This window comes from Pseudomonas oryzihabitans (assembly GCF_032027545.1).
GTDB classification, from domain to species: Bacteria; Pseudomonadota; Gammaproteobacteria; order Pseudomonadales; family Pseudomonadaceae; genus Chryseomonas; species Chryseomonas oryzihabitans_F.
Map to the genome: position 1 here is coordinate 20,521 of NZ_JAVSJB010000011.1, position 21,459 is coordinate 41,979.

30 protein-coding genes and 1 pseudogene are annotated in these 21,459 nt (G+C 66.4%); 4 read left to right on the forward strand and 27 right to left on the reverse strand.

From position 1 onward, the window contains the following. Positions 1-63: 63 nt before the first annotated feature. Complete coding sequence (locus tag RND78_RS17950) at positions 64-294, reverse strand: DNA-binding protein (protein WP_312730837.1); 231 nt, start codon at positions 292-294, stop codon at positions 64-66. 84 nt (positions 295-378) lie between these two features. Between RND78_RS17950 and RND78_RS17955 the strand changes: the two genes are divergently transcribed. Continuing rightward, positions 379-723, forward strand: a complete 345-nt coding sequence (locus RND78_RS17955) for a helix-turn-helix transcriptional regulator (RefSeq protein ID WP_312730840.1) — start codon at positions 379-381, stop codon at positions 721-723. Positions 724-1,118: 395 nt separating this feature from the next. Beyond that, positions 1,119-1,295 (forward strand): hypothetical protein, encoded by a 177-nt coding sequence (locus tag RND78_RS17960; protein WP_312730842.1) that lies wholly within the window; start codon positions 1,119-1,121, stop codon positions 1,293-1,295. A gap of 98 nt (positions 1,296-1,393) precedes the next feature. On the opposite strand, the gene RND78_RS17965 is transcribed toward RND78_RS17960, so the two are convergent. From RND78_RS17965 to RND78_RS18090, 26 genes and pseudogenes are all read right to left on the reverse strand, one after another. Continuing rightward, on the reverse strand, positions 1,394-2,677 hold the full coding sequence (locus RND78_RS17965; protein WP_312730844.1) for a contractile injection system protein, VgrG/Pvc8 family: 1,284 nt from the start codon (positions 2,675-2,677) through the stop codon (positions 1,394-1,396). Further along, a complete protein-coding gene (locus tag RND78_RS17970; protein WP_312730846.1) occupies positions 2,674-3,117 on the reverse strand; it encodes a phage tail protein in 444 nt (147 codons plus the stop codon). Before RND78_RS17970 ends, RND78_RS17965 begins: the two co-directional genes overlap by 4 nt. 5 nt (positions 3,118-3,122) lie before the next feature. Then, positions 3,123-5,639, reverse strand: coding sequence for a hypothetical protein (locus RND78_RS17975; RefSeq protein WP_312730848.1), 2,517 nt, complete (start codon positions 5,637-5,639; stop codon positions 3,123-3,125). A gap of 16 nt (positions 5,640-5,655) precedes the next feature. After that, on the reverse strand, positions 5,656-5,775 hold the full coding sequence (locus RND78_RS17980) for a GpE family phage tail protein (protein ID WP_081049684.1): 120 nt from the start codon (positions 5,773-5,775) through the stop codon (positions 5,656-5,658). An 8-nt stretch (positions 5,776-5,783) separates the two neighbouring features. After that, positions 5,784-6,089 carry a phage tail assembly protein gene (locus tag RND78_RS17985; RefSeq protein ID WP_312730853.1) on the reverse strand — a complete coding sequence of 102 codons (306 nt, stop codon included), beginning with the start codon at positions 6,087-6,089 and terminating at the stop codon, positions 5,784-5,786. A gap of 53 nt (positions 6,090-6,142) precedes the next feature. After that, complete coding sequence (locus tag RND78_RS17990; RefSeq protein ID WP_312730855.1) at positions 6,143-6,658, reverse strand: phage major tail tube protein; 516 nt, start codon at positions 6,656-6,658, stop codon at positions 6,143-6,145. Between the two features lie 45 nt (positions 6,659-6,703). Then, a complete protein-coding gene (locus RND78_RS17995; RefSeq protein WP_312730857.1) occupies positions 6,704-7,870 on the reverse strand; it encodes a phage tail sheath protein in 1,167 nt (388 codons plus the stop codon). 175 nt (positions 7,871-8,045) lie between these two features. Beyond that, a complete protein-coding gene (locus tag RND78_RS18000) occupies positions 8,046-8,471 on the reverse strand; it encodes a phage tail assembly chaperone (RefSeq protein WP_312730859.1) in 426 nt (141 codons plus the stop codon). A 10-nt stretch (positions 8,472-8,481) separates the two neighbouring features. Continuing rightward, complete coding sequence (locus tag RND78_RS18005; RefSeq protein WP_312730861.1) at positions 8,482-10,341, reverse strand: hypothetical protein; 1,860 nt, start codon at positions 10,339-10,341, stop codon at positions 8,482-8,484. Then, complete coding sequence (locus tag RND78_RS18010; protein WP_312730864.1) at positions 10,341-10,910, reverse strand: phage tail protein I; 570 nt, start codon at positions 10,908-10,910, stop codon at positions 10,341-10,343. Before RND78_RS18010 ends, RND78_RS18005 begins: the two co-directional genes overlap by 1 nt. Then, positions 10,900-11,805 carry a baseplate J/gp47 family protein gene (locus tag RND78_RS18015; protein ID WP_312730867.1) on the reverse strand — a complete coding sequence of 302 codons (906 nt, stop codon included), beginning with the start codon at positions 11,803-11,805 and terminating at the stop codon, positions 10,900-10,902. Before RND78_RS18015 ends, RND78_RS18010 begins: the two co-directional genes overlap by 11 nt. 222 nt (positions 11,806-12,027) lie before the next feature. Next, positions 12,028-12,459, reverse strand: coding sequence for a hypothetical protein (locus RND78_RS18020; protein WP_312730870.1), 432 nt, complete (start codon positions 12,457-12,459; stop codon positions 12,028-12,030). Beyond that, positions 12,456-12,986: a hypothetical protein gene (locus RND78_RS18025; protein ID WP_312730872.1), complete on the reverse strand. Its 531-nt coding sequence runs from the start codon at positions 12,984-12,986 to the stop codon at positions 12,456-12,458. Before RND78_RS18025 ends, RND78_RS18020 begins: the two co-directional genes overlap by 4 nt. Before the next feature lie 11 nt (positions 12,987-12,997). Next, complete coding sequence (locus RND78_RS18030; protein WP_312730875.1) at positions 12,998-15,124, reverse strand: phage tail protein; 2,127 nt, start codon at positions 15,122-15,124, stop codon at positions 12,998-13,000. Further along, complete coding sequence (locus RND78_RS18035) at positions 15,121-15,735, reverse strand: phage tail protein I (RefSeq protein ID WP_312730877.1); 615 nt, start codon at positions 15,733-15,735, stop codon at positions 15,121-15,123. The genes RND78_RS18030 and RND78_RS18035 overlap by 4 nt, the downstream gene beginning before the upstream one ends. A 2-nt stretch (positions 15,736-15,737) precedes the next feature. Then, positions 15,738-16,646 (reverse strand): baseplate J/gp47 family protein, encoded by a 909-nt coding sequence (locus RND78_RS18040; RefSeq protein ID WP_312730879.1) that lies wholly within the window; start codon positions 16,644-16,646, stop codon positions 15,738-15,740. Beyond that, positions 16,643-16,987 (reverse strand): GPW/gp25 family protein, encoded by a 345-nt coding sequence (locus RND78_RS18045; RefSeq protein WP_312730881.1) that lies wholly within the window; start codon positions 16,985-16,987, stop codon positions 16,643-16,645. Before RND78_RS18045 ends, RND78_RS18040 begins: the two co-directional genes overlap by 4 nt. Further along, positions 16,984-17,574, reverse strand: coding sequence for a phage baseplate assembly protein V (locus tag RND78_RS18050; protein WP_312730884.1), 591 nt, complete (start codon positions 17,572-17,574; stop codon positions 16,984-16,986). The genes RND78_RS18045 and RND78_RS18050 overlap by 4 nt, the downstream gene beginning before the upstream one ends. Before the next feature lie 68 nt (positions 17,575-17,642). After that, a complete protein-coding gene (locus RND78_RS18055; RefSeq protein WP_312730887.1) occupies positions 17,643-17,924 on the reverse strand; it encodes a phage tail protein in 282 nt (93 codons plus the stop codon). A gap of 90 nt (positions 17,925-18,014) precedes the next feature. Next, positions 18,015-18,530 (reverse strand): phage tail protein, encoded by a 516-nt coding sequence (locus RND78_RS18060; RefSeq protein WP_312730889.1) that lies wholly within the window; start codon positions 18,528-18,530, stop codon positions 18,015-18,017. After that, positions 18,514-18,783 (reverse strand): Rz1-like lysis system protein LysC, encoded by a 270-nt coding sequence (lysC, locus tag RND78_RS18065; RefSeq protein ID WP_312730892.1) that lies wholly within the window; start codon positions 18,781-18,783, stop codon positions 18,514-18,516. The genes RND78_RS18060 and lysC overlap by 17 nt, the downstream gene beginning before the upstream one ends. After that, positions 18,704-19,060 (reverse strand): annotated as a pseudogene (locus RND78_RS18070) (LysB family phage lysis regulatory protein); the annotation flags it as partial. The gene lysC and the pseudogene RND78_RS18070, both read right to left, overlap by 80 nt. After that, on the reverse strand, positions 19,057-19,254 hold the full coding sequence (locus tag RND78_RS18075; RefSeq protein ID WP_312730894.1) for a hypothetical protein: 198 nt from the start codon (positions 19,252-19,254) through the stop codon (positions 19,057-19,059). The gene RND78_RS18075 and the pseudogene RND78_RS18070, both read right to left, overlap by 4 nt. After that, entirely contained in the window at positions 19,251-20,057 is an 807-nt protein-coding gene (locus RND78_RS18080) for an N-acetylmuramidase family protein (RefSeq protein WP_312730897.1), read from the reverse strand. The genes RND78_RS18075 and RND78_RS18080 overlap by 4 nt, the downstream gene beginning before the upstream one ends. After that, positions 20,054-20,368, reverse strand: coding sequence for a phage holin, lambda family (locus tag RND78_RS18085; protein ID WP_312731064.1), 315 nt, complete (start codon positions 20,366-20,368; stop codon positions 20,054-20,056). The genes RND78_RS18080 and RND78_RS18085 overlap by 4 nt, the downstream gene beginning before the upstream one ends. A gap of 22 nt (positions 20,369-20,390) precedes the next feature. Next, positions 20,391-20,615 (reverse strand): tail protein X, encoded by a 225-nt coding sequence (locus RND78_RS18090; RefSeq protein WP_312730900.1) that lies wholly within the window; start codon positions 20,613-20,615, stop codon positions 20,391-20,393. 216 nt (positions 20,616-20,831) lie between these two features. Here RND78_RS18090 and RND78_RS18095 point away from each other — a divergent pair, with 216 nt between their 5' ends. Together RND78_RS18095 and RND78_RS18100 are read left to right on the forward strand one after the other, a co-directional pair. Then, on the forward strand, positions 20,832-21,110 hold the full coding sequence (locus tag RND78_RS18095; RefSeq protein ID WP_312730902.1) for a type II toxin-antitoxin system RelE/ParE family toxin: 279 nt from the start codon (positions 20,832-20,834) through the stop codon (positions 21,108-21,110). 12 nt (positions 21,111-21,122) lie between these two features. Further along, the gene (locus RND78_RS18100) at positions 21,123-21,404 is read left to right on the forward strand and encodes a HigA family addiction module antitoxin (RefSeq protein WP_312730904.1); all 282 of its coding nucleotides are present in this window, start codon (positions 21,123-21,125) and stop codon (positions 21,402-21,404) included. Positions 21,405-21,459 lie beyond the last annotated feature (55 nt).

The window sequence follows — 21,459 nt, forward strand, 5'->3', positions numbered from 1 at the left end:
GTGGCTGAGGGGTTGGTTCAGGGCATACATGACGGACTCCAGCGAATTCCGGGGCGCCGCCGTTCAGGCGTGCGGAAGGCTGTCGGGCATGGCTGTCGCCGGCTTGATGCCGAGCAGCACCGCACTGCGATGAGCTTCGCCGCGCAGGCATTTCTTCTGGCCGTTGAGCACCGCGTAGACGGTGCTGGGGTTGAGTTGGTGGCGCAGGGCGAACTCCTTCACGGAAATACCCTGGAGTTCCAGGCGCGTTCGTGCCTCTTTACAGGCTTGCTCGGTGGCATAGGTGTCGGCCATAGTTAACATTCGTGTGATTTGAAGTAATTGAGGTGAACGATATTCAACAAATGTTGAATAGTCAATCGCCGAGGGAGGCTTTTGTTGAAAATTGGCGACCGGTTGCGTTTGGAGCGTCTTCGGCTTGGCTTTAACCAGGCCGATTTCGCCGCCCTGGCGGGAGTGACCAAGACCAGCCAGTTCAACTACGAGAAGGGCGATCGCAGTCCCGATGCGAACTACCTGGCGGCGTTGCGCCCGCACGGCGTGGACATCCACTTCGTGGTGACTGGCGAGGCCCTGCCCGTCACCGAGTCGGCGCTGTCCACTGCGGAGGTGGAGCTGCTCGGCTATTTCCGGGGCATGTCCGACGCCAGCCGGGACGCCGTGCGGCGCATGGCCTTCGCCATGGCGGTGGCCGACGGCGCCCTGGATGTCGGACCGTCCTGAGAACCTGTTCACGATCTGCTGCGAGTCGGCCAAACGGCGTTGAAAACGGCCTGGAAGGCCAGCCCCACCTGGGCGGCCCCGTCGCAATGCTCATTTACCACTCGTAAACCCGAGCGCGGGTCCGATCCGCTTCCTCAGCTGTTTTCGTGGGGCCGCCTAGGCCTTGTTTGTCTCTAGCTCGCGAGATCGTGAACAGGTTCTGGGGACAGCGCCCGCCCGCCCGCATGGCCTAGACCGGGGCTGCGAGCCGCCTGGCAAGCTTTTGCGCAACTGCGACGAGAAGCACTTGGCGATCCGCATCACAAAAATGTACTGTATCTGTATACAGTATTTTTTGGAGGCGGCGACCGATGGATCAGGCGCGTTTGACATACCTATGGCATGAGCGACAACCGGTGCTGCTCCCCACTCGCGTCGAGATGGAGCTGGTACAGGCCTTTCGACAGCTGTCCTGCAGCGACCAGTTGACCCTCTGCCGCCTGGCCAACAGCCTGCTGCAGGTGCAAGGGCCGCTGCCCCCGCGGACCGACCAGCCGGCCGTCACCCCGCGCTTTCTGCCCCGCCCGCACTGAGTCCGCCCGGACTCGCCAGGCCCCTTCCGGTCGTATCGGTCTGGCTCACCTGCAGATCCACGAGTTTCGCTATCGTCCTGCCTCGGAGGTGTCTGGCCTCAGCTCGACGGCTTGGTCGTTCCCTGGCGCTCCTCGATCTTCTTGACCTCACGCTCCACGGCCTTGAGCGCGGCTTCCTTATTGGAGTAGAGAAAGCGCAGGTGGTAGGGATTGCGCTGGTCGCCCTGGGTCAGGCTGACCTGCTTGCCGGTCGCCGGGTCCCGGTAATAAGCCAGCACGCCGCTGTAGTTCGGCGGCACCTCGGTGACCAGATCCGCGACCAGGTCCTCCGGTTGCCTGGCCTGCAGGTCGCTGAGCTCGCTGACGAAGCCGCCATCCACGCTCAGGCTGTGCTTGACATCGCCGCCGTACCAGATGATGTCGTCTATCTCCGGCTTGATGCCCGTCAGGGTATAGCTGAGTTCCGGGATGAGTTCGGCGCAGCCGAGGGCCAGGTGATAGGAGAGGGTGGCGGCGCCGCGTTGCAGGCTCTGCCATTCCGTCTCGGCCGCCTGGTGCGCCTGGGTCTTGTTGGCATAGGTGTGGCGCAGGTCGAGGGGATTCTTGCCGTCGCCGACCACCTCTTCCAGGCGCTTGCCCTGATCCACGTCGTAGTAATAGGCACGGACGCCGTCGTTGGGGACGGTGAGCAGGTACTGGTGCTGGTCGCCGTCCTGGCGGTTGAGGATCATGTGCGGCAGGTCCTTGCCACTGGCCGTCTTGCTGCGGCCCTTGAGCATGAACAGCAGGCGACCGGCCTTGACCGTGGCGACGGCGTCGTACTCTTCGCCCAGGCGGGTCAGCAGGTTGGCATCGGACTCCCGCGCCTGGTCCAGCTGGAGAATCGGTTTTGCCTCGAGGGTGGCATCCACGACGGCGGCAAGACCCTGGCGTGCGGCCAGGATGCGCAGCACCTCGCCCAGGGTGGTGTTGCTGTAGCTCTGGTCGCGCTGGGTCTTGAAGCTCTTGCTCAGGTCGGCGCTGCGGGCGCGTAGCTTGAGCAGATCCGGCGCGCCGTTGTGGTTGATCTCGGCGATCAGGTAGGTGCCCTTGTCGACCAGGCCGGTGTTGCTCCAGCCCAGCTCCAGCCGAAGGGTGGCGCCGAGCGGGGGCAGGGGCAGGCGGCCATCGTGGTCGGACAGCGTCAGGGTCAACTCGTCCACCTCCAGGCCGCGCTTGTCGGTCAGCTCCAGGCTGACCAGGCGCGGCGCCAGGCGATCGCTGATGTCCTTGCCATCGAGCTGCAGGCGATAGATCGGCTGGGGATAGGCGCCCTGGTTTGGCCCTCGCAGGGAGGTGCGGCGCAACTGGCCGGTGGTGGGGTCCAGCACTTCGCTGATCATAGGATCTTCCGCAGCAGGCCGTTGCTGGCGGCCAGCGCGGTCCCGAGGAATTCGGCGGCCTGGTTGTCGTCGATGCGCTTGAGGACGAGGCTGAAGCCGATGCGGCGTGGAGTGCCGTCGGAGAAGAAGATCGTCTTGGTCTCGTTGAGGCTTTCGATCACCCAGAGGCCATAGATCCGGCCGGAGCCCTCGATCAGTGGCCAGGCGCTGCCGGTACTGGCCATGAGGCGCAGCACATCGAGGCTGGTGGGCGAACCGGCCAGCTCGGGCGCCAGCCAGCCGGGCAGGGTGATGGTGTCTTCGCCCTTGCCGACGAACTGGCGGGCCGGCTGGGCGCCGACGCGCTTGGTCACGGAATGGTTGTAGGCCGTATCCCGCTTGAGCTCGCTGTAGGCCAGGGTGTGCAGGCTGAAGACGAAGGTGCCGAGGGCCATCATCATGGTGGTCAACTCCAGTCTCGGAGGCTACTGCGGTTGCGCGCGGCCTGTTCGGTTTTCTCCCGGGCGATCTCGTTGCGCACCAGGGTGGCGATGTACTGGGCGTCCGCATTGGCCGGGGCGTTGATGGTGATGTTGAATACGTCACTGCCGATGGGGGCTGTGGCCGCGGTGCTGGCGAGAGGTAGGTGGTCGTCGACGGCCAAGGGGGCAGCCAGGGCCGGTGTGGCAGTGGCACCCAGTCCAAGAGCCAGGGCGCCGGCACCGGCCAGACGTTGCGTAGTCGCGGTCAATTGGGCCAAGGGACCAGCTTCACCGTTGGCCAAACCTTGGGCGAGACCTGCCATGGTGAATTCACCGAGATCGGCGAAGACGCGGCTCGGTGAGTGGATGCCGAGCTTTTCCTTGAACCAGCTGATGACGCTGTTTCCAGCATTACCTATGGCTTCTTGGACAGCACCTAGACCAGAGCTGATGCCATTAACCAGACCACTCAGCAATTGGCCGCCCATCTCGGTGAATCGGCTTGGTAGTTCCAGGCCGAAATAGTCCAGCAAACCGGAAAAAGCCTGATACAGCGCGCCAACTGGTGAGAAGTTCAGGATCAGGGTGCCGACACCGCTCAGACCCTCTGCAGCTATTTGCTTGACGTTTTCCCACAAGCTATCGAAGAAGGGCAGCAAGGTTTCTTGGATGGACGTCAGACTCGTGCCGAGACTATCGAGCAGGCCGCCAAACAGCTGTCCGCCCAGTTCGCTGAGCTTGCTCGGGAGGTCAAAGCCGAAGTAGTTGAGCAAGGCACTGAAGCCCCGGTAGATCAGGCCGATTGGTGAAAAGTCGAGCAGCACGCTGGCGATGCCACCAATACCTCCGGAAACGCCCTGCTTGATTTCTTCCCAGAGACCCGTGAACCAGGGGCCGATGGTGCCCCAGTTGGCGTAGATCAGGGCACCGGCGAGCGCTATACCGGTGATGATGGCCAGGATGGGGTTGGCCAGCATGGCGGCACCGAGGAGACGGACGCCATTGATGAGCAGGTTGAAGGCCCCCATGCCGATTTCGCCGAGTAGTCGCAGACTGCTGCCGGCAAGGCTCAGGGTACCGCCACCTAGCTTAGCCAGTAGCTCGAGGGTGCCGAATAGCGCAGGGCCGGTCAGACTCAGCATGCCTTTGAACAGCGCGAAGGGCGCCATCACACCGGCCAGGCCCACGGCGAGGGCGCCGAAGGTAGCGGACAGGACGCTCGCACCCACGGCGAGATCGACCAGGACGGCACCGGCTTTGGGATTGTCCTCCAGCCACTGGGTCACCTTCTGGGTGACCGCCGCGACGATTTCCAGCGCCTTGACGTAGGTGGGCAGGATGGTCGCGCCCAACTGCCGGTACAGATCGGCCTTGCGTGCCTGCAGCTCGAGCTCCGCGCCTTCAGGCGTTTTTTGCGCCTGGGCGACCAGGCTATCGATACCCGCGGCGGCGCGCGTCTTGGCGCTGCTCTGTTCGAGTTGTTTGCGCTGCTGATAGAACTGGGTGAAGAGTTCGGCACCGGCTTGATTGGGCAGGATGGTGCGGAGGGTGTCGAGGACCTGGCGGTCACCGCTGATGCCCTTGGCCTTGAGCGCTGGCAGCAGGACCTGTTGCAGCCAGGCGGCCTGGTCCTGGGCGAACAGGTCGCTGCCCTTGAGCGCGCCGGCGTCCAGGGTGGCGTGGGCGCCACTGGTCTTGACCCGACCCGGATCGACCAGGCCCAGGCTCTGCAGCTTGCTCGCCGCCGCCGCGGTGGTGCTGCCCTGGTAAAGGTTGCGGTAGCTGGCCGATAGGCCATCGCCCACCTTGTCGCCGCCCAGTTGTTGCACCAGCGGCTCGAGGCCGTTGTAGAAGGCGTCGGCGCTCAGGCCGCGTGCGGCTTGCCCGCCGTTCTCCAGCACCTTGAGCCATTCCGGCGGGGCGACCCGCCCCTGGGTGTTGGCCAGGGTCTTCTGCACGGCATCAGCCTGGGCCTCGAAGCTGGCTTTGTCGTTCTGGCCGCCACGCGCGGCGATGACTGGCAGCATGGCGGTGAACTGGGCGGATTTCTCGGTCCCTTCATCCTTGCCGTAAAGGGCCTGATTGGCGAACTGGAGTTTGGCCAGGATGGGCGCAGCCAGTTTGGCTTGGTTGATGTCGCTGAACTCGACCAGGGCCTGGCGCATAGCTCCTAGTTTTTCGGTAGTGCTGGAGCCATAGACCTGCATGGCCTTGGCGTATTTGACGGCGTCGGCGGTGGCCTCTTCGCCCAGATTGAGGGCGCCGATACGGTTGACTTCCCCGTTGAAGCGTTTGGCTTCTTCTATAGCGGGCTTCAGCATGCCGAGGCTCTGCTCGACGGTGGCAGAGCCCGTTTCGCGCAAGGCGGACAGGCGCTCGGAGACTTTGTCGAAAGCCTCGCCGCGTTGCTCAGCTTTGGTCTGGGCAGCCGCCTGGGCGGCTGCCAGGCGCTGCTCGAGGAGGTTGATGGCGGCCTGAATCCTCCCTGTGGCGGATGACATGCTGCGGGTCTGGGTATCATTCGCCATCGGGAGCGGCTCTCATACGGGCGCGTTCGCGCCAGTCCATCAATTCGGCCAGGCTCATCGCATCGAGCTGGTCCAGTGGCCAGTGGAAGGTGATGGCGAGGTCCGCCATCGCGTCCTCTACGTGGCGGGGAAGAGCGCCGCCTTGTCGGACTTCTTCAGCAAAAAACCGACGATCTTCCCGCCCAGGTCGACCAGGTCGGCCGGGTCCAGGGCGCGCACCTCGGCTTCGCTCAGGCTGGGCTGGCTGATGCGCGGGACGATGCGGACGATGGCGTCGACGTTGAGGTTGAGCAGTTCGGAGAGCGACACGCCGCGCAGTTCGCCGGCAGTGGGCTTGCGCAGGGCGAGCTCTTCGATACGGGTCTCGCCGCGCTGCACGGGCTGGTCGAGGACCACGAGGTTGTCTTGGGTGGTAGCGGTCATGGGGGAATTCCTTGCAGGCTGGATCGGGCCCGCCGCAGCGGGCCCGGGAGGGGTCAGATACCGAGGGCGGCGCGTTGCTGGGCCAGACGATCCTTGCCGTCGACCTTCTCGATGAAGGCCATCAGGTCGATCTCGATGACGGTGACGCCATCCACCGTCAGCTTGTAGTAGCTGCAGGTGGTGGTGATCTTGTGCTCGGTGGTACCGCCGGCACTGGCTTCGCCCATCTCGATGGATTCGTGGCGACCGCGCACGACGATCTCCACGGCGGTGACGTCGCCGCTGTCGTCCTGCTGGTAGGCACCGGCGAAGCGCAGCGGCACGGCGTCGGCGCCGACCGCGCCGAATTGCTTGAGCGCCGTCAGGTCCAGGCCGCCGAGGGTCCATTCCAGCTGGATACCGTCATCGCTGAGGCCCATGTCGGCCTTGACCGGGCCGCTCATGCCGGCGCCGCGGAAGGCTTCCATCTTGCGCGCCAGCTTGGGCAGGGTGCAGGACTTGGCAACGCCGAGGTAGCTGTTGCCGTCGTTGAACAGGTTGAGGTTCTTGAGGGTGCGGGGCAGGGCCATGGGATGCTCTCCAGAGGCGCGCCCAGGGGGCGCGCCGGATCAGGTTCAGGCGTTGACGCGGGCGGCGAAGTCGACCAGGAAGCGGTCGGTGATGCGCTGGCGCAGGGTGAGGTCTTCCAGCGGCGGCACTGGGGTGTAGTCGTAGTCGAGGAACAGCTTGCCGGCCTTGAGCGACTCTTTCTCGTTGGCCTCGGCGTCGTACCAGCACTCGCCGCCCAGCAGGTAGCCCTGGCGGGTCAGCTCGCGGAACTTGGCGTTGATGCCTTCGACGATGTCGCGCACCAGGCTCGGGTGCATGGGCCGGTCGTTGGCCCAGAAGTGCGCCTCGGCCATGGTGTCGGCCAGCACCTGGGCGGTACGGGTGTAGTTCTCGAAGGCGAACAGCGGATCGGCGCTGGTGGTGCGCGAGCCCCAGAAGCGGTAGCCGTCGTGGTTGATCAGGGTGGTGACTTCCTTGCTGTTCAAGTAGTCGCTGTCGGTGGCGGTGTTCTGCAGATCCCAGAACACGTCCTTGCTGATGCCGGTGACGCCGTCGACGGCCACGTTGGACAGGGTCTTGTGCCAGCCGGTGCTCTGGTCCAGCTGGGCCCGCAGGCCCAGGGCGCGGGCAGTGGCGTTGGCGGTCACGGTCTTGTCGTCGACGGTGGACCAGGCCAGGAAGTCGGGCCAGTGCAGCATCAGCTCGCGGGCGCCGAACTTGCCGCGGTAGGTGACCGCGTCTTCCTTGGTGGCGCAGTCGTTGCAGCTGGCGTAGACGAAGCCGCGCAGCTGCTTGGCGATGGCCACCAGGGCGGTGGTCACTTCCAGGGTGTCCAGGCCGGGCACGCCGAGGATGCGCGGGGTGACGCCGAGCTGGGCCTTGGCGGCCAGCAGGGCCTTCATGCCGGTGTACTTGCCATTGGCGGCACCACCGATGATGTTGCTGGTCAGTTCGGCGGCGTTGGCGCCGTCGGCGACCCGCACCACCACCACGAGCGGTTGGGCCTGGTCGGCGATCGCCTGTAGCGAGGCCGCCAGGGTGCCCTTGGTGCCGGCCTTGGCGACGGCGGCCTGGACGTTGGTCAGCAGGACGGGCGTGTCCAGCGGGAAGGCGGTGGCGTCGGCGTCGCTGGCGGTGCAGACCATGCCGATGACCGCGGTGGAAACGGTGGAAATGGAGCGGGTGCCTTCGTTGATCTCGAGGACACGGACGCCGTGATGATAGTCAGCCATGAGGGTTTGCCTGCGCGGATGGTGAGGTGACGTTGCACAGGCTGGCGCAATCCCTGGCGCCTGTCGTGGTGGGGGGGTTGTGGGCGCTGGGGATACAAGGCGCCAGGGTGAAAGGGTGATTTGGCGCAGAAATGAAAAAGCCCCCGCGGGCGGGGGCTTGTCGATACGGGGTGGGCTAGCGGTAGAGCCAGACGGGCGGCGCGGGCTGGTCAGCCTGTGGAAAGCCCGGCGTCGCTGGCCAGTTGCGCAAGGCGTCACGATAGATCAGCAGTTCCTGGTAACTCTCGGGAGAAAGCGTTTTGTCCCCGCCGAGATCCACCTCGTCGCGATGGCGGTTGACCAGGCGGTCGGTCACGGTCAGCTGGTTGTCTCGCCATACCCGCATCTGCCCCTGGAGTTCGAGCAAGGGGTCAACCGCAGGGGCCTGGGTTACCAGATCGCCGGTATCCAGATACCAGCAGTCGCCGGTCCTGAGGTCCCAGTCGGTGTCGGACACCTCTATCAATTGTTCCTGTGGTGGAAGCTCGGGATAGCTGAAGGCCTCGGTATCCAGCCAGCCGAGGATGGCGCGGCTTATCGGGTCGAAATGTGCGTAGCGCATGGTAATTCTCTCAATGTTCGATTATCAGAAGTCCCGGCATGCCGGCGCCGCCGGCGCCACCCGTACCGGATGTTCCGGCGTAGCCACCGCCACCACCGCCGCCGCCCGTGCCAAAACCAGCGGCATTGCCACCTGGCTGGCCGTTGGCGTTGCCGGCACGACCGCCCCCGCCGCCCGTGCCAAACGGACCACTGCCACCCGAGCCGCCATTGCCACCTTTGTTGACGGTTTGACCATCGCCGCCAGAGGTGGCGCCTATGCCGGTCGCGATTCCGCCAGCCCCGTAGCTGACATTGCCAGGCGCGCCAGAAGCACCACCCGCGAGGGTGAGCAGGTTGCCGAAGGCCGTAGATCCGCCAGCCGTGCCCTGGCCACCAGTCGACGCGACGGCTCCCGTCAGGCCACCTGAGCCGCCGCCGCCAATCGTGATGGCGTAGGACGTTCCAGGAACGACATCAATGGGGGTGCGGACCACGGAATTACCCGCGCCGCCACCTGCGCCGGCACCGGTCCCGGACACGTTGTTCCCATCGTATCCAGCGGCACCGCCGCCGCCGCCACCACCGCCACAACCCGAGATCCAGACCTTGGTCACACCGGCTGGACAGGTCCAGGTGCCAGAGTTCTGGAAGCGGTACATCGCCTTTTTCCGCGCCATCTCGGTTTGGACCCAGGCGGTGTTGGCCGCGTTGTTCGAGCTGTCGTTGGTAATTGGGGTCAGGGTCTCGAGCCCGGAAGATATGGCTACCCGGCCGGTAGTCAGATTCACCGCGAAGGGACGTAGATCGTTCCAGCTGCCATAGGCATCACCCTTGGCGGTGAGCAGCAGGTAGAGGGCGGCGCCATCGTGGCGCCAGAAGTAGCCGTAGTCGCCGTTTACATGGCGCCAACTGTTCGAGTTGGTCGTCTGGACCTCGCCGCTGAAGCGCTTGGTGCCATTGACGCTCTGGTCGCCTTCGCTGCTCAGTAGCTGACCGGTACGGCCGGCCGGCAGTGTTGCGCTGCCGATCTTTACCTCCCCGCCGGTAGAGATCCCCAGCCAACCGACTCGTCTGTCCTTCGTCGCCTCACCTGGAGGGGTGTAGGAAAGCCAATGGGCCCAGCCACCATTACCGTCCTGAACGGCCTGCAGCGAGCAAACGGTGTAGCCACCGCTATTCGCCATTTCCAGTGCCACGTTTCCGGTTTCTTCCTGGTTTTGCAGGTAGACGACCTTCAGGCCCTTGGCTGCTGACTTTCCAGCTAGCCAGTGGGCAATTTCAGTCGGTAGATCGGCGAAGCGACCGCCGGTGGCGACCTTGGCCAGGGTGTCGGCCATCGCCAGCTCGCGCCAATCGAACCAGGTGCTGTCGTGCCGGACGCGCATGAAGGAACGTGCCCGGGTACCGGAGGTGCCGAAGATTTCGGTGGCCAGCTGCACGGTGCGGGTGGCCGAGCCATGGGTGATGACGTCGAAGGCGACCAGTGCGGAGTCGCTGCCGGTAACGCGCGGGTAGTTCTGGGCGACGGCCTTGCTCTGGGTGCCCTCGTAGCGAACGGTGATACCGAGCCCGGCCTGGTTGAGGTCCAGATTGAGGCCACTCACCGACTCGGTACCCACACCGAAGGCCGCCAATTGGGCCAGGACGCCAGCCGCGGTCTGCAGCTGGTCGCTGGTGGTACCCGGCGCTGGACGAGGGGCGGTGGGCTTGCCGGTCAGCGCTGGCGAGTCGAGCAGGCCATCCAGGCGTGCCTTGAGCCAGCGGGTGCGGTTGGCCAACTGGTTGGCCTGGCGGTTGGAGATGCCGTCCGCACCGCCGACCACCGGGTCGCTTTTTTCGATCTGGTAGATCCCGTCTTCGTACTGGTTTTGTTCGGTGAGATTGGCCATCAGGCGACTCCATAGGTATAGCTTGCGTCGTAGAGGAAGGTGCCGCTGTGGTCGTTGAGCGCGGCGGTGAAGTTGAGAGACAGCAGTTCGCAGCGCGCCGGGGCCACGTCGGCCAGGGTGCTGCGGATCAGCGCCGCTTGGGCGACGCTGATGGGTTGCTTGACGTACAGCCGGTACTGGGCCCAGTGCTCGGCATGGCCGTGGAAACGTTCGCCGTCGTAGAGGTAGCTGGCGTCGTAGTGACCGCCCTGGGCACCTTCGAGCAGGGTGAAGTCCTGGTTGCCGAGCAGGTTGGCCAGTGCCCGGCGCACCGCGCCGCGGGTGCCCTTGTGGCGATGGATACGCACCGAGTCGGCGATCACCTGGCGCTTCCTGTCCTCTCCCCAGTTGGCGTCCCAGTCGTCCACCGAGACTGCCCAGGCCAGCCAGGGCAGCAGGCCGGCCGGGCATTGCCAGGGATTCCAGAGGTCACGCAGTGGCACCGGCAGCGCCGCGAGGTCGGCGTTGGCCTCGGCCAGGGCCGTTTCGAGACGGGTGCGGTTGGGTGGCAGCAGCGACTCAGGCATCATCGGCAACCTCCGTGGTCAGGCTGATGGCGCTGCAATAGGCCGCCTGCTCGGCGGTCACGGCGAGGTCGCTGGCCGGGCTGACCAGGCGCACGTTGTGCACGCCGCTCTGGTGCAGGGCGGCGAACAGGCCGGAGCGGGTGACATCCTTGCCCAGGGCATGGCGCTCGGTGACATAGGCCTCGGCCTTTGCCAGGGCGTTCTGCCGGACCACGGTCAGCTCGGGGCCGGGATAGAGCTGCAGGGTGGCCTTGACCTGGTAGGAGAGGACCGCGGCGGCGCTGACCTCGACGGTGTCGCACAGCGGGCGTACGTCTTCATCATCCAGGGCGGCCGCGACCTGAGCCAGCAGGGCCGCGTCGGGAGCGCCGTCGCCCGCGGCCGCGAGCACCACCACCCGAACCATGCCCTGGAGCGGCCGCAGGATGGCCACGTCCTTGACCTGAGGCGAGGCGGACAGGGCGTGGTAGCGGTAGGCGTTACGCGAGCCGGCGGTGGTGAAGCCTTCCAAGGCCAGCTGGGTGCGCTGGCGCAGGCGTTCGTCGCTTTCGTAGACGGCTGCGCGGGGTGGCTTGGCATCAGGGTCGGCCGGGGTCACTAGCGCCCGCGTGACGCCATACCAAGCTGCCAGGTTCTCCAGGTCGGCGCCGATCGCATAGGCCAACAGCGTGGCCTTGGCGCCTTCGTTGATACGCTGGCGCAGCAGCAGCTCGCGGTAGGTGTTCTCCTCGAGCAGCTTGGTCAGCGGCTCGGATTCCAGAGCTAGCCGGTCGGCCAGGGCTGCCTGCTCGGCCGCCGGCCAGAGGGCGAGTAGACGCGCCTTGCGCTGGGCCAGTAGCGTCTCGTAGTCGAGGGTCTCGACCACGGTAGGCGGGGGGAGTTGGGAGAGGTCGATCATGGGTGGACTCCGCTGATATGGGGCAAACGGGAGGTGCCAGACGCACGCTCCCGCTCTTCTAGAGCGCGGATGGGGTGAGGTTGGTGGCGGCGACGCCCGAAGGAGGACGGGCGCCAGGGCGTTGTTGGATCAGTCATGTGGGAGGCGCTGGGAAGGATTACGCTGCACAGGCTGGCGGATTCGCGCGTAGGGGGCGCGGGGTGGGAGTTGTAGCGGGCGCCGTTACAAGATCGGGCGCAGACTCGACGCCCAGCGCACGGCCTCGGCCAACTGGCCGGGGCTGTAGCGCTGGGGCAGCGGCAGGCCCAGGGTCTGGGCGCAGAACTCGGAGCAGAACCAGCGCGACCGGCTCTGGATGCCGGCGGGGAGCACCTGGCTGCCGAGGATGCCGAGCCAGTCGTAGCCGGCGCCGGTTTCTTGCTCGAGCAGCTGCTCGACGTGAGCGGCCTGGATCCAGGGCAGGGGCAGGAAGTCCCAGACCGCTGGGTCCTGGTCGATCACCTTGGCGCGCACGCCGTCGTCCCGCGGCGAGCTGGTGACGAAACGGCCGTCCGGTAGCACCAGCTCACAGTGTGAGTAGGGGCTGCGGGTCCAGGCGCGGATGAGGCGGTCGTAGGTGTCGCCCGGCGCCTTGTACAGGGCCAGGCGGATCACTGCGGTGGCGTCCAGGTGGTGGCTTCGACCTCGGCGACGGTGGTGGCCTTGGCCAGTTGCTCTTCGAGCTGGATCTTCCGGGCGATGCAGGCATTGATGGCGTCCTTGCCATCGGTGCCCACGCGCTGGATCTGGGCAGCGGTGTGCGGGCGGTAGGCCCAGGTGCCGGTGGCGTCCTGGCACCAGAAGGGGGTGGTCCAGTCCTCGGCCAGGCCGGGAATGAGTGAGGCCAGCACGGAAGCCTGCAGGTTGCTCTGGGCGGTAGCGTTGGAGGGATAGCCGTAGGCGGTGCCGAGGGCGGTGGAGGTGAAGCCTTCGGTGATGCTGGCAGCGCAGCTGGTATCCAGGTTGGCCAGGGCAATTGCTTTGAGCTGCTCCAGAGAGTACTCCGGGGCAGCAGTCCCGCCTGCTGTGATCCATTCCTGGTAGGCACGGAAGTCGCGATTCGCCTGGTCCTGCGGAATGAAGGCGCCATCGCTCAGGCGAATCACGCCGCCGGTGGCCAGTTTGTATAGGGGATTGGTCATGGTGTTCGCCCTCAGAGTTCGGCTTCGGCCAGGTAGTTGCCGGAGATGTAGGATTGCGCTGCGCTGTTTGCAGCGGCTCGAGGCTGGAAGCCGATAGAACTCGCACCCTGGACGGCATGTGCGCCCATGTTCACGCCGGCCGTAGCCGACAGCGTGACGGTCGGAATAGCCCGCTTCGGGACCTTGAACTCGACCCAATAGCTGATGCCGGCGCCACCGCCGCTGGTGCAGTAGCCTTCCAGCAGGTAATAGCCGGCTTCGCAGTAGCGCTGGCAAAGCATGAGCTCCAGCGCTAGTGGCCTTATCTCAAACGGCGTCGCAATGGCTCCCTCTTCGAGCTGCCAATCCCAGGTATTGAAGGTAAAAGTGGCGCCGGACGGCATGAGCAACAATATTTCGAGGAAGTCGTCGGTATTCGTCCCGATAGTCTTTCCATTGATAGAAGGGACATCGAACGTGATTGACTGACGACCGACATTTTGCAGGGTGATGCTGCCAACTACGGTATCGACCGTGGCGCTGGGGCTTCCGCCACTTCCGAAGTATTGGCGAAGAATGACGGTGCAGTTCAGAGCGACAGACGCCGACCCAGAAAGCGAAAAGGTCGCTTTTTTGCCTTCCAGCGTTCGCACCGACTCTACCCGCTGCGTCAGGGATGGCGAGTTGCTGCTAGCGGTCGTTTGCTGCCAGTTGAGATAGCTAATGCCAAGACCAGAACCCGCACCATGCACTCGACCAGCGACGGTACATACGCCGCTACCGCTGTTCGCGATGAATCGATCAGCGATGTAGAGGCCTTGGCCCGAAAGCGTCCGGGTCGCGCCTCTGTGCCAGTAGTAGAACGACGGATTGATCAGCCGGTTTCGCAATCCCAGCTGACCGATAACGTTCGAGCTGACAGCCGCGAACGCCTCAGCGGCACCGCCGAGCACCATCCATCCCTGCGTTTCAGGGCGAGCAACCAGCAAAGCCGAGCACAGCGGGGGCAGCGTTAACGCCTGTGACAAGGTCTCGCCAGCTGCGGGCGTAACCACTACCAGGGTCGAAGTGGAGGTGTTCTTGAGCAGCAGCGCAGCCCCCACCGGCAGCGCGGACAGAGCAGGCAGCACCACGGCGCCGGTCGCCGGCAGGTTGATCCGAATGACCTTGCCGACATCATCAGCTACCAGGGTCGCGCCGACTGCGTCGATGTCCTTAATCGCTGAGAACTCAAGGCCCTTTGCCTTGACGTACTCGGTGGTGGAAAGACTAGTGTCGTTGTCGAAGCGCGGCGGCGTTGGCGCCTTGGGATCGCCGGTGAAGGTCGGCGACTTGAGCGGCGCGTAGCCACTGGTAATGTCAGCGAAGTTCAGCGCCGTGGTCCCCAAGGAAATGGGCGCATCGGTGACCAGCTTCCAGAGGGTATCGGCCTGGGCGGTGCCTTGCTCGACGTAGACGGTCAGGCCCGGGGTGACCTCACTATTGGCGTCGGCATCCTGAACACGATTCCAGGTACCGGGCGCGACCAGATAGAGGCCGTTCTGGCTGGCGGTGTCTTGGTTCTTCACCAGGATGCGATCACCCACGGCCAGGGCGATGCCGTCGACCGTGGACGTGCCGGACAGGGCCAGGTTCGCCGTGGTGGCCACCCGCACCGACTGCTTGTTGTCCAGGCGGTTGACCGCCACGGTGATGGCGTCGTCGACGTATTGCCGGGTGGCCAGGATGACGCTGGGATCGATCTTCAATTCCACGGAGCTGGTGCTGCTGACCACCAGGATCATGCGTAGCACCTGGGTGCGGCCGGAGCCTTCGGCTAGCTGCGGCTTGTAGCTGGGTGGGGTATTGGCCACGGCGATCAGGTTGCCGTCGCCGTCGTACAGGCCCATCTCGCGGATCCAGTTGCCGCCGCTGGCCTCGGGGATGACCAGTTCGGCAATGATCTGGCTGCTGTTGTTGGGATCGACGCTCAGGGTATTGAGGCCGGCGCGGTACCACTCGCCGGCCAGGGCCGTCTGGGTGCGCGTGGGCGTGGGCACCGCGCCACCGCCATCGCCGACCGCCATCTTGGCGATTTTCAAGGTGGTGTTGAGCGCGGCGGCGTTGGCCAGCTTGGCCTCGCCGATGGCCGTGAGGATAGCGTAGTAGGTCTGGCTCATGGATAGATGCTCAGGGTGTCGAGGATGTGGGTGCTGCCGGCGCCGAGCAGGGCCTGGCCGCTGACGACGATGGCGTCGGGTTGGTAGGCGTAGACGCTGAGGATCTCGCCCTGGTAAGTCGCGATGCCGAGGTTGGCGACACCGCGGGTTTCCAGGCTGATGGCCAGGCCGACCAGGTGCCGGCCGATCGGGCGGGCATCGTCGATCAGCAGGCTCATGGCGTCGTACATGGTCTCGGTGATGCCGCTGTCGAGCACGCCGACGTCCAGGCGGAAGGTGCCTGGAGTGCCGGTCGGGCTCTCCTGCCACCACTCGCGGACACGGATCAGGTAGCCCAGGGGTTCCACCACCCGGCGCAGGGCGCCGATGGTGCCCTTGTGGGCGTGGACGAAGTACGCCGACTTGATGACTTGGCGCTTGGTCTCCGGGCTCCAGGTGCTGTCCCAGCGGTCCACCGAGCGGGCCCAGGCGAGGTAGGGCAACAATTCCTCGGGGCAGCGGTCGGGATCGGCCAGGTCGCGCAGTGGAACCGGTACCTCGCCGATGCCGGCCAGGGCCTCGGCGGCGAGACGTTCCAATTGGGTGCTGTTGGGCGGTAGCCGGTTGCTCATGGTCAGGCGCCCAGGGTGACGCTGGTAGCGGTGCAGTAGGCCGCCTGGGCTTCGGTGGGGGTCAGGTCCTGCCAGTCCTGCAGCTCCACCCAGGCCACGCCAGCCACGTGCAGCGCGGCGTCGATACCGGAGCGCGACACCCGCACGCCGAGACGGCGGCGCTGATTCACATAGGCGGCCAACTGCTGGCGAGCCGTAGCCAGGATGACTTCGCCCTCGGCACCGGTATTGGCCAGGTGCAGCACGGCCTTGACCTGGTAGGTAAGTATCTGCGCGGACTGCACGATCAGGCGATCACCCACCGGGCGCACGTCTTCGTCATTGAGGGCCTGGCTGACGGTGGACAGCAACTCGGCCGAGGCGCTGCCGTCGCCGTCCAGGCTCTGCACGGTAACGGTCACCACGGCGGGGCTGGGGCTGGTGGCGCTGGCGTCGGCCACCTGACCGCTGGCGTTGCGCGCATGCAGGATGTAGGCATTGCGCGGCCCGGCCACGCTGAGGCCTTCCCAGGCCATCTGCACCCGCTCGCGCAGGGCGTCGTCCGTTTCCAGCACGGCGGCGGTAGGCGGTACGGCGCTGGGGTTGGCGGGGGTGACCACCAGGCGCGTCAGGTTGACGCCCGCGGCGATCTGCTCCAGGTCACTGCCACGGGCCTTGGCCAGCATGGTGCCCTGGGCTGCCTCGTTGACGCGCTGGCGCAGCAGCAGTTCGCGATAGGTGTTTTCCTCGAGCAGCTTGGTCAACGGCTCGGATTCCAGCGCCAGGCGGGCGCGCAGGGTGGCCTGCTCGGCCGCGGGCCAGAGGCTGACCAATCGCTCCTTGCGCGCCTGCAGGAGGCTTTCGAAGTCCAGTGGCTCGACCACGCTCGGCGCCGGCAGTTGGCTCAGGTCGATGGGAGTGAAGGTGGTCATGACAGGCCCCCGAGGAGCAGCGGGGCGCGCAGGCTGACGGCCGCGTCGTTGACGGTGCTGTAGCCCTCCAGCTCGATGAAGGCCTGGCCGGGGCGCTCGCCCTGGACCAGATCGATATGGGTGAGGTTGAGGCGCGGCTCCCAGCGCAGCAGGGCGATCACCGCGACCGCCTTGGCCTGCAGGCCGAGGGCGGCGTTGAGCGGCTGGTCGAGGAGGCGGAACAGGTCGCAGCCGTAGTCGCGCCGCATCAGGCGGCTGCCGATCGGCGTGGTGAGGATGTCGGTGACCGATTGCTGCAGGTGCTCGAGGTCGCCCAGGGCCTGGCCGGTGTTGCGATTCATGCGGGTGCTCCTGTCTGGCTGCCGCCGCTCTGGACGCCGCCGTGGGTGTGCTTGACCAGGCTGATGCCGGCTGCCACCACGTCCTGGCTCACGGTCACCTTGCCGGTGACATGCTGGTTGCCGGTCTGGGTGTAGTCGCCCTGGTGGGTGATGGGGCCGACGATGGTGATGCCCCCGGTACTGGTCAGCTGGGTGACCCCGCCTTCGGGCAGCACGGCGCTGAGGCGATGGGCTTGGCTGTCGTACTCGATGACGGCGCCGTCGGGGTAAGTGCGTCGATGCAGGTCCGCGCGATCACCATTGGCTGGCAGCGACTGGCTGAACAGGCCGCAGAGGACGATGCCCTGGGGGGTCTGGCCGCTGGGGCTGAGCAGCACGACCTGCTCGCCCAGGGTCGGCGGATCCCACTCGCGGCTGCTGCCGGCGCGCAGGGTCAGCCAGGGCAGCCAGCCGGTCAGCAATTCACCGCTCTGCACGCGGACGCGGGCGGCGCGTGGTTCGGTGAGACTGCCGTGATCCACCGCGGCGATGGTGCCGAGGCGGATCAGGTTCTCGAGGAGGCGGGAGAGCGCGGCGAATTCGTTCATGCCGCCAGCATGGCGCTCGCCCGGGCGCCACGCAGCTAGTGGGCGTTGTCGGCACGTGGCCGACAAGCTCAGGCGGTGCCGATCAGCCGGGCGACGTCCGGGTTGGCCGCCAGGAAGGCCTTGAGCTTGTCGAGCGGGTCCCCGGCCGCGAAGGCCTTGGGCCGGTTGACCAGGTGCCAGGCGCTGCCGTTCCAGCGCGGCCACTGGCTGTCCTCCCAACGGGGGGGCGGCGGCGTTTCCACGCAACGCGCCGGCAGGAGATAGACGCCGGGATCGAGCGGCGAGGCGTCGGCGACGGTCTCGCCCAGATATAAGCCGGCATGGTCGAGTTGATAGACGAGCTTGTCCATGGGCACTCCTTCAATACTTGATGCTGGCCAGCAGGGCGACGTTGCGCGCCCGGGCGCCGGTCGACGTCGCGACGACGACCAGCAATCGCCTCAGCCCTGGCTGCGCTTGGGATGCGGCATGGCCAGCGCCACGGCATCCCCAGCGGCGCTGGACTGCCATTGGCTGAGGTCGCCATCCGCCGTGGACAGCTGCCAGGTACCGGCGTCCAGGTAGGGGCTGTAGTGTGGCTCGGCGGGGCGGCTCAGTTGGTAGGAGCCGTCCGCCTGGCGCTCGGTCACCACTCTTTCGGTGAGCGGCAGCAGCAGGGTCAGGCCGGTCGCGGTCAGCTCGAAACCGATGCCCTGGGCGGCTTGGTCGAGATTGACCAGCAGGTCGGACTGGTTGTCCCGTACCCAGAGCAGCAGTGCCAGGAGCACCAGGTCGACGTCGCCGGCGAAGTCGCTGAGGCTCAGGCGCAGCTGGTAGGCGTACTCCCAGGACAGGCTGGTGGCGCCGGTGCAGTGCAGCCGGCCCTGGGTGACGGTGAGCGCCAGGCGGTCGGGGTTGTCGTGCAGTTCCGGGATGCTGGCGAGCAGCTGGGCGCGAAGACTAGCGGGTTTGTTCATGGTGGGCCTGCTGCAGGGTGTAGATCTGGTCGACCTGGGCGGCGCAGTCGGCCCACGCTGCCTCCAAGGTGTCGGCGTCGGCGAGCAAGTCGCCGTTACTGCGCGGCGCCGTGGCCGGTAGCTGGCAGGGCGTCACCAGTGGACAGCCAGTCACGGTAAGCACCGGCACCGTCGAGGGTGGGGCGCTGGCGCAGCCGGCGAGCTGCAGCAGGCAGAGGCTGAGCAGCCCAGGCCTTGAGATCGCGGTTTTCATCTTCGAGCTCCTGCAACCGGCGCCGGCGGAGATCCAGCTCGCGGCGCAGGTCGTGTTGGGTGGTCTGGAGTTGGCGTTGGGCGGTGCGTTGCTGGTCCAGCACCTGCTGCAGCTGGCGCAGTTCGGCCTGGGCCGTGCCAGCGGCCTGGCGGGCGCTGTCGAGCTCGGCGCCGGCCAGTTGCAGGCGCAACTGCTGCGCATGCAGCCACAGGCTGAGCAGGACGCAGCCGATCAGCAGCGCCAGGGCACCGAGCAGCCGTGCCGCCAGCCCGTTCATAGCGGTCGCCAGCCGGCGTGGTCGAGCGCCGCGCGATCCAAGTGGCGGGGATCGCCGACCACCACGATGGCCTTGACCCCCGGACTGGTGCGCTGGATGGCCTCGGCCAGGCGTTCGGCGTCCTCCAGGGACGCACCGGCCGGCAGGATGAAGACGTCGCCATCACGATTGGGGCGCTGCGGGTCGTGGCTCATCGAGCGGACTCCGCCTGGTAGCGGGCGAAGGCGCGCGCCAGCTTGATGTCGTAGAGATTGCGGGCATAGCCGGGCCCGTTGTAGCCACGGGCGAAGTCCGCCCATTTGCCGGCGCGCAGGCTCTGCAGCAGCCCGGGTTGGGCGTGCAGGAAGCGCACGAAGGCCTCCAGGTGCGCGGCCGCGCCGCTCGTCATCCGGGCGACGAAGTCCTGGATATCGGCGTAGTCCAGGGTCTGCCAGTGGTAGCCCATGATCTGGAACAGGCCCCAGCTGGCCGACTCCAGGGCCAGGTTCTCGTCGAGCTGGCGGGCCAGGGTGAGCCGTTGCCATTCGCTGGCGCCGTTACCGTAGCCACCGGGTTGTGGATTGACCAGGGTGGGATAGTCCTGGGCCAGCAGCTCGGCCGTGGCGCGGCCGCGACGTTCCACCAGGCGGGCGTAGAAGACATGGCGTTCGAAGAGGATCACCGGGCGGCCGTCGTCGAGGAAGCCGCTGCCGCGGGATTCGACCTCGGTGACCGCCTGGATAGCGGCCAGGGGCACGGCCAGGGTGCTGGCGGCGCGCTGCAGATCGGTTGGGGCGAGCTGGCGGGAATCCGTGGGGCCGGCCAGGGCCGCCAGGGTGCGCGGACCGGCGAGGCCGTCCGCCGGCAGGCCGGCACGCCGCTGGAAGGCCTGTACGGCGGCCAGGGTCGCTGCGTCGAAGGCGCCCGTCGTGTCCAGGTCGAGACCCTGGGCCCGCAGGGCAGCCTGCAGGTCGCAGACCGCCTGGCCCTGGTCGCCCTGGCGCAGGGGCGCGCTCATTGCATATCCACCTTGCGGTCGAGGTAGCGATCGGCCAGCTTGCGTACGCCTTCGACGCCGAGCAGGCCGATGATCCCGCCGAAGAACGGCGCCGTGGTGCTGGACAGGTTGAACAGTTCGAAGCCGCCACAGGCGCTGACGGTGATCAGGCCGCACAGCGGTGCCTCCAGCAGCATCTGGCGCCAGCTGCCGCCACCGTAGGCGACCCGCAGGGCGGCGATTCCCGTGCCGATCAGGCCGGCATAGAAGGAAGGCCAGTGGTCCTGGAACCAGGCGATCAGGAAGGCCCAGGTATCGGGGCGGTCGGGCATGTCGGGTTTCTCGCGCATGGGATCAATCCCAGAGGTTCACCGGCTGTTGCGCGGCGGTGCCGGCGGTGGCCGTGGTGGGGACATCTGGCAGGGTGACGGGGGTGCCGATGGGCAGGACCGGGCCGAATTCGGCGAGGCCTGGGTTGTGGTCGAGAGCGGCCTCGGTGACGCCGCGGGTGTAGCCGTAGTGCCGCAGGCAGACGAGGTCGAGGGTGTCGCCTTGCTGGGTACGCAGAACGGTGGTCATCAGCGCAGCTCCTCGGGACGCGGCCGGTTCGGGCGGGAGAAAGGACAAGTTGGAGTTGGGTCGACCCTGCCGGGGTCTCGTCGGCATAGAGGTAGTCCTGGTCATGGTCGAACGACCACCGCGACGCGGCAACGCGTGGGAGTTGTAGGCGGGTAGGTGACAAGCAGAGGGACGAGAGGTATTGCTGGGTGTAAACCAAAAGATTACACTTTGCCGATGATCAAGACCTTCAAGCACAAGGGCCTGAAAGCCTTCTTCGAGACCGGTAGCACCCGGGGCATCCAGGCGGCCCACGCGAGGCGGCTGAGCCTGGTGCTGGGGGTACTGGATCAGGCCGCGGCGCCGGAGGAGATCGACATGCCCGGATTCCGCCTGCATCCGCTCAAGGGCAACCTGGCCGGCTACTGGTCGTTGTCCGTCAGCGGCAACTGGCGGGTGATCTTTCGCTTCGACGGCGCCGATACCGAATTGCTCGACTATCTCGACTACCACTGAACAGGAGGCCCCATGGCCATGCACAGTCCCCCGCATCCCGGCGCCGTTCTGGAAACGGTGCTCGAGGAGACCCCGATCAAGATCGCCGAGGCCGCGCGCCGATTGCACTTCAGTCGCGTCTACCTGTCCGGCGTGGTGCACGGCCGCAAGCCGATTCGTGCCGATCTCGCCGTGCGTCTGGAGCGCGCCGGCCTGTCCACTGCCCGTTTCTGGCTGTCGATGCAGGCCGCCTACGACCAGTGGCAGGCCGAGCAAGCCGAACAGCCGGCGGTCGAGCGAATCGCCGCCGCCTGAGCCGCAATGCAAAAGCCCCTGACAGCGCGAGCTGCCAGGGGCTTTTGCATGCCTG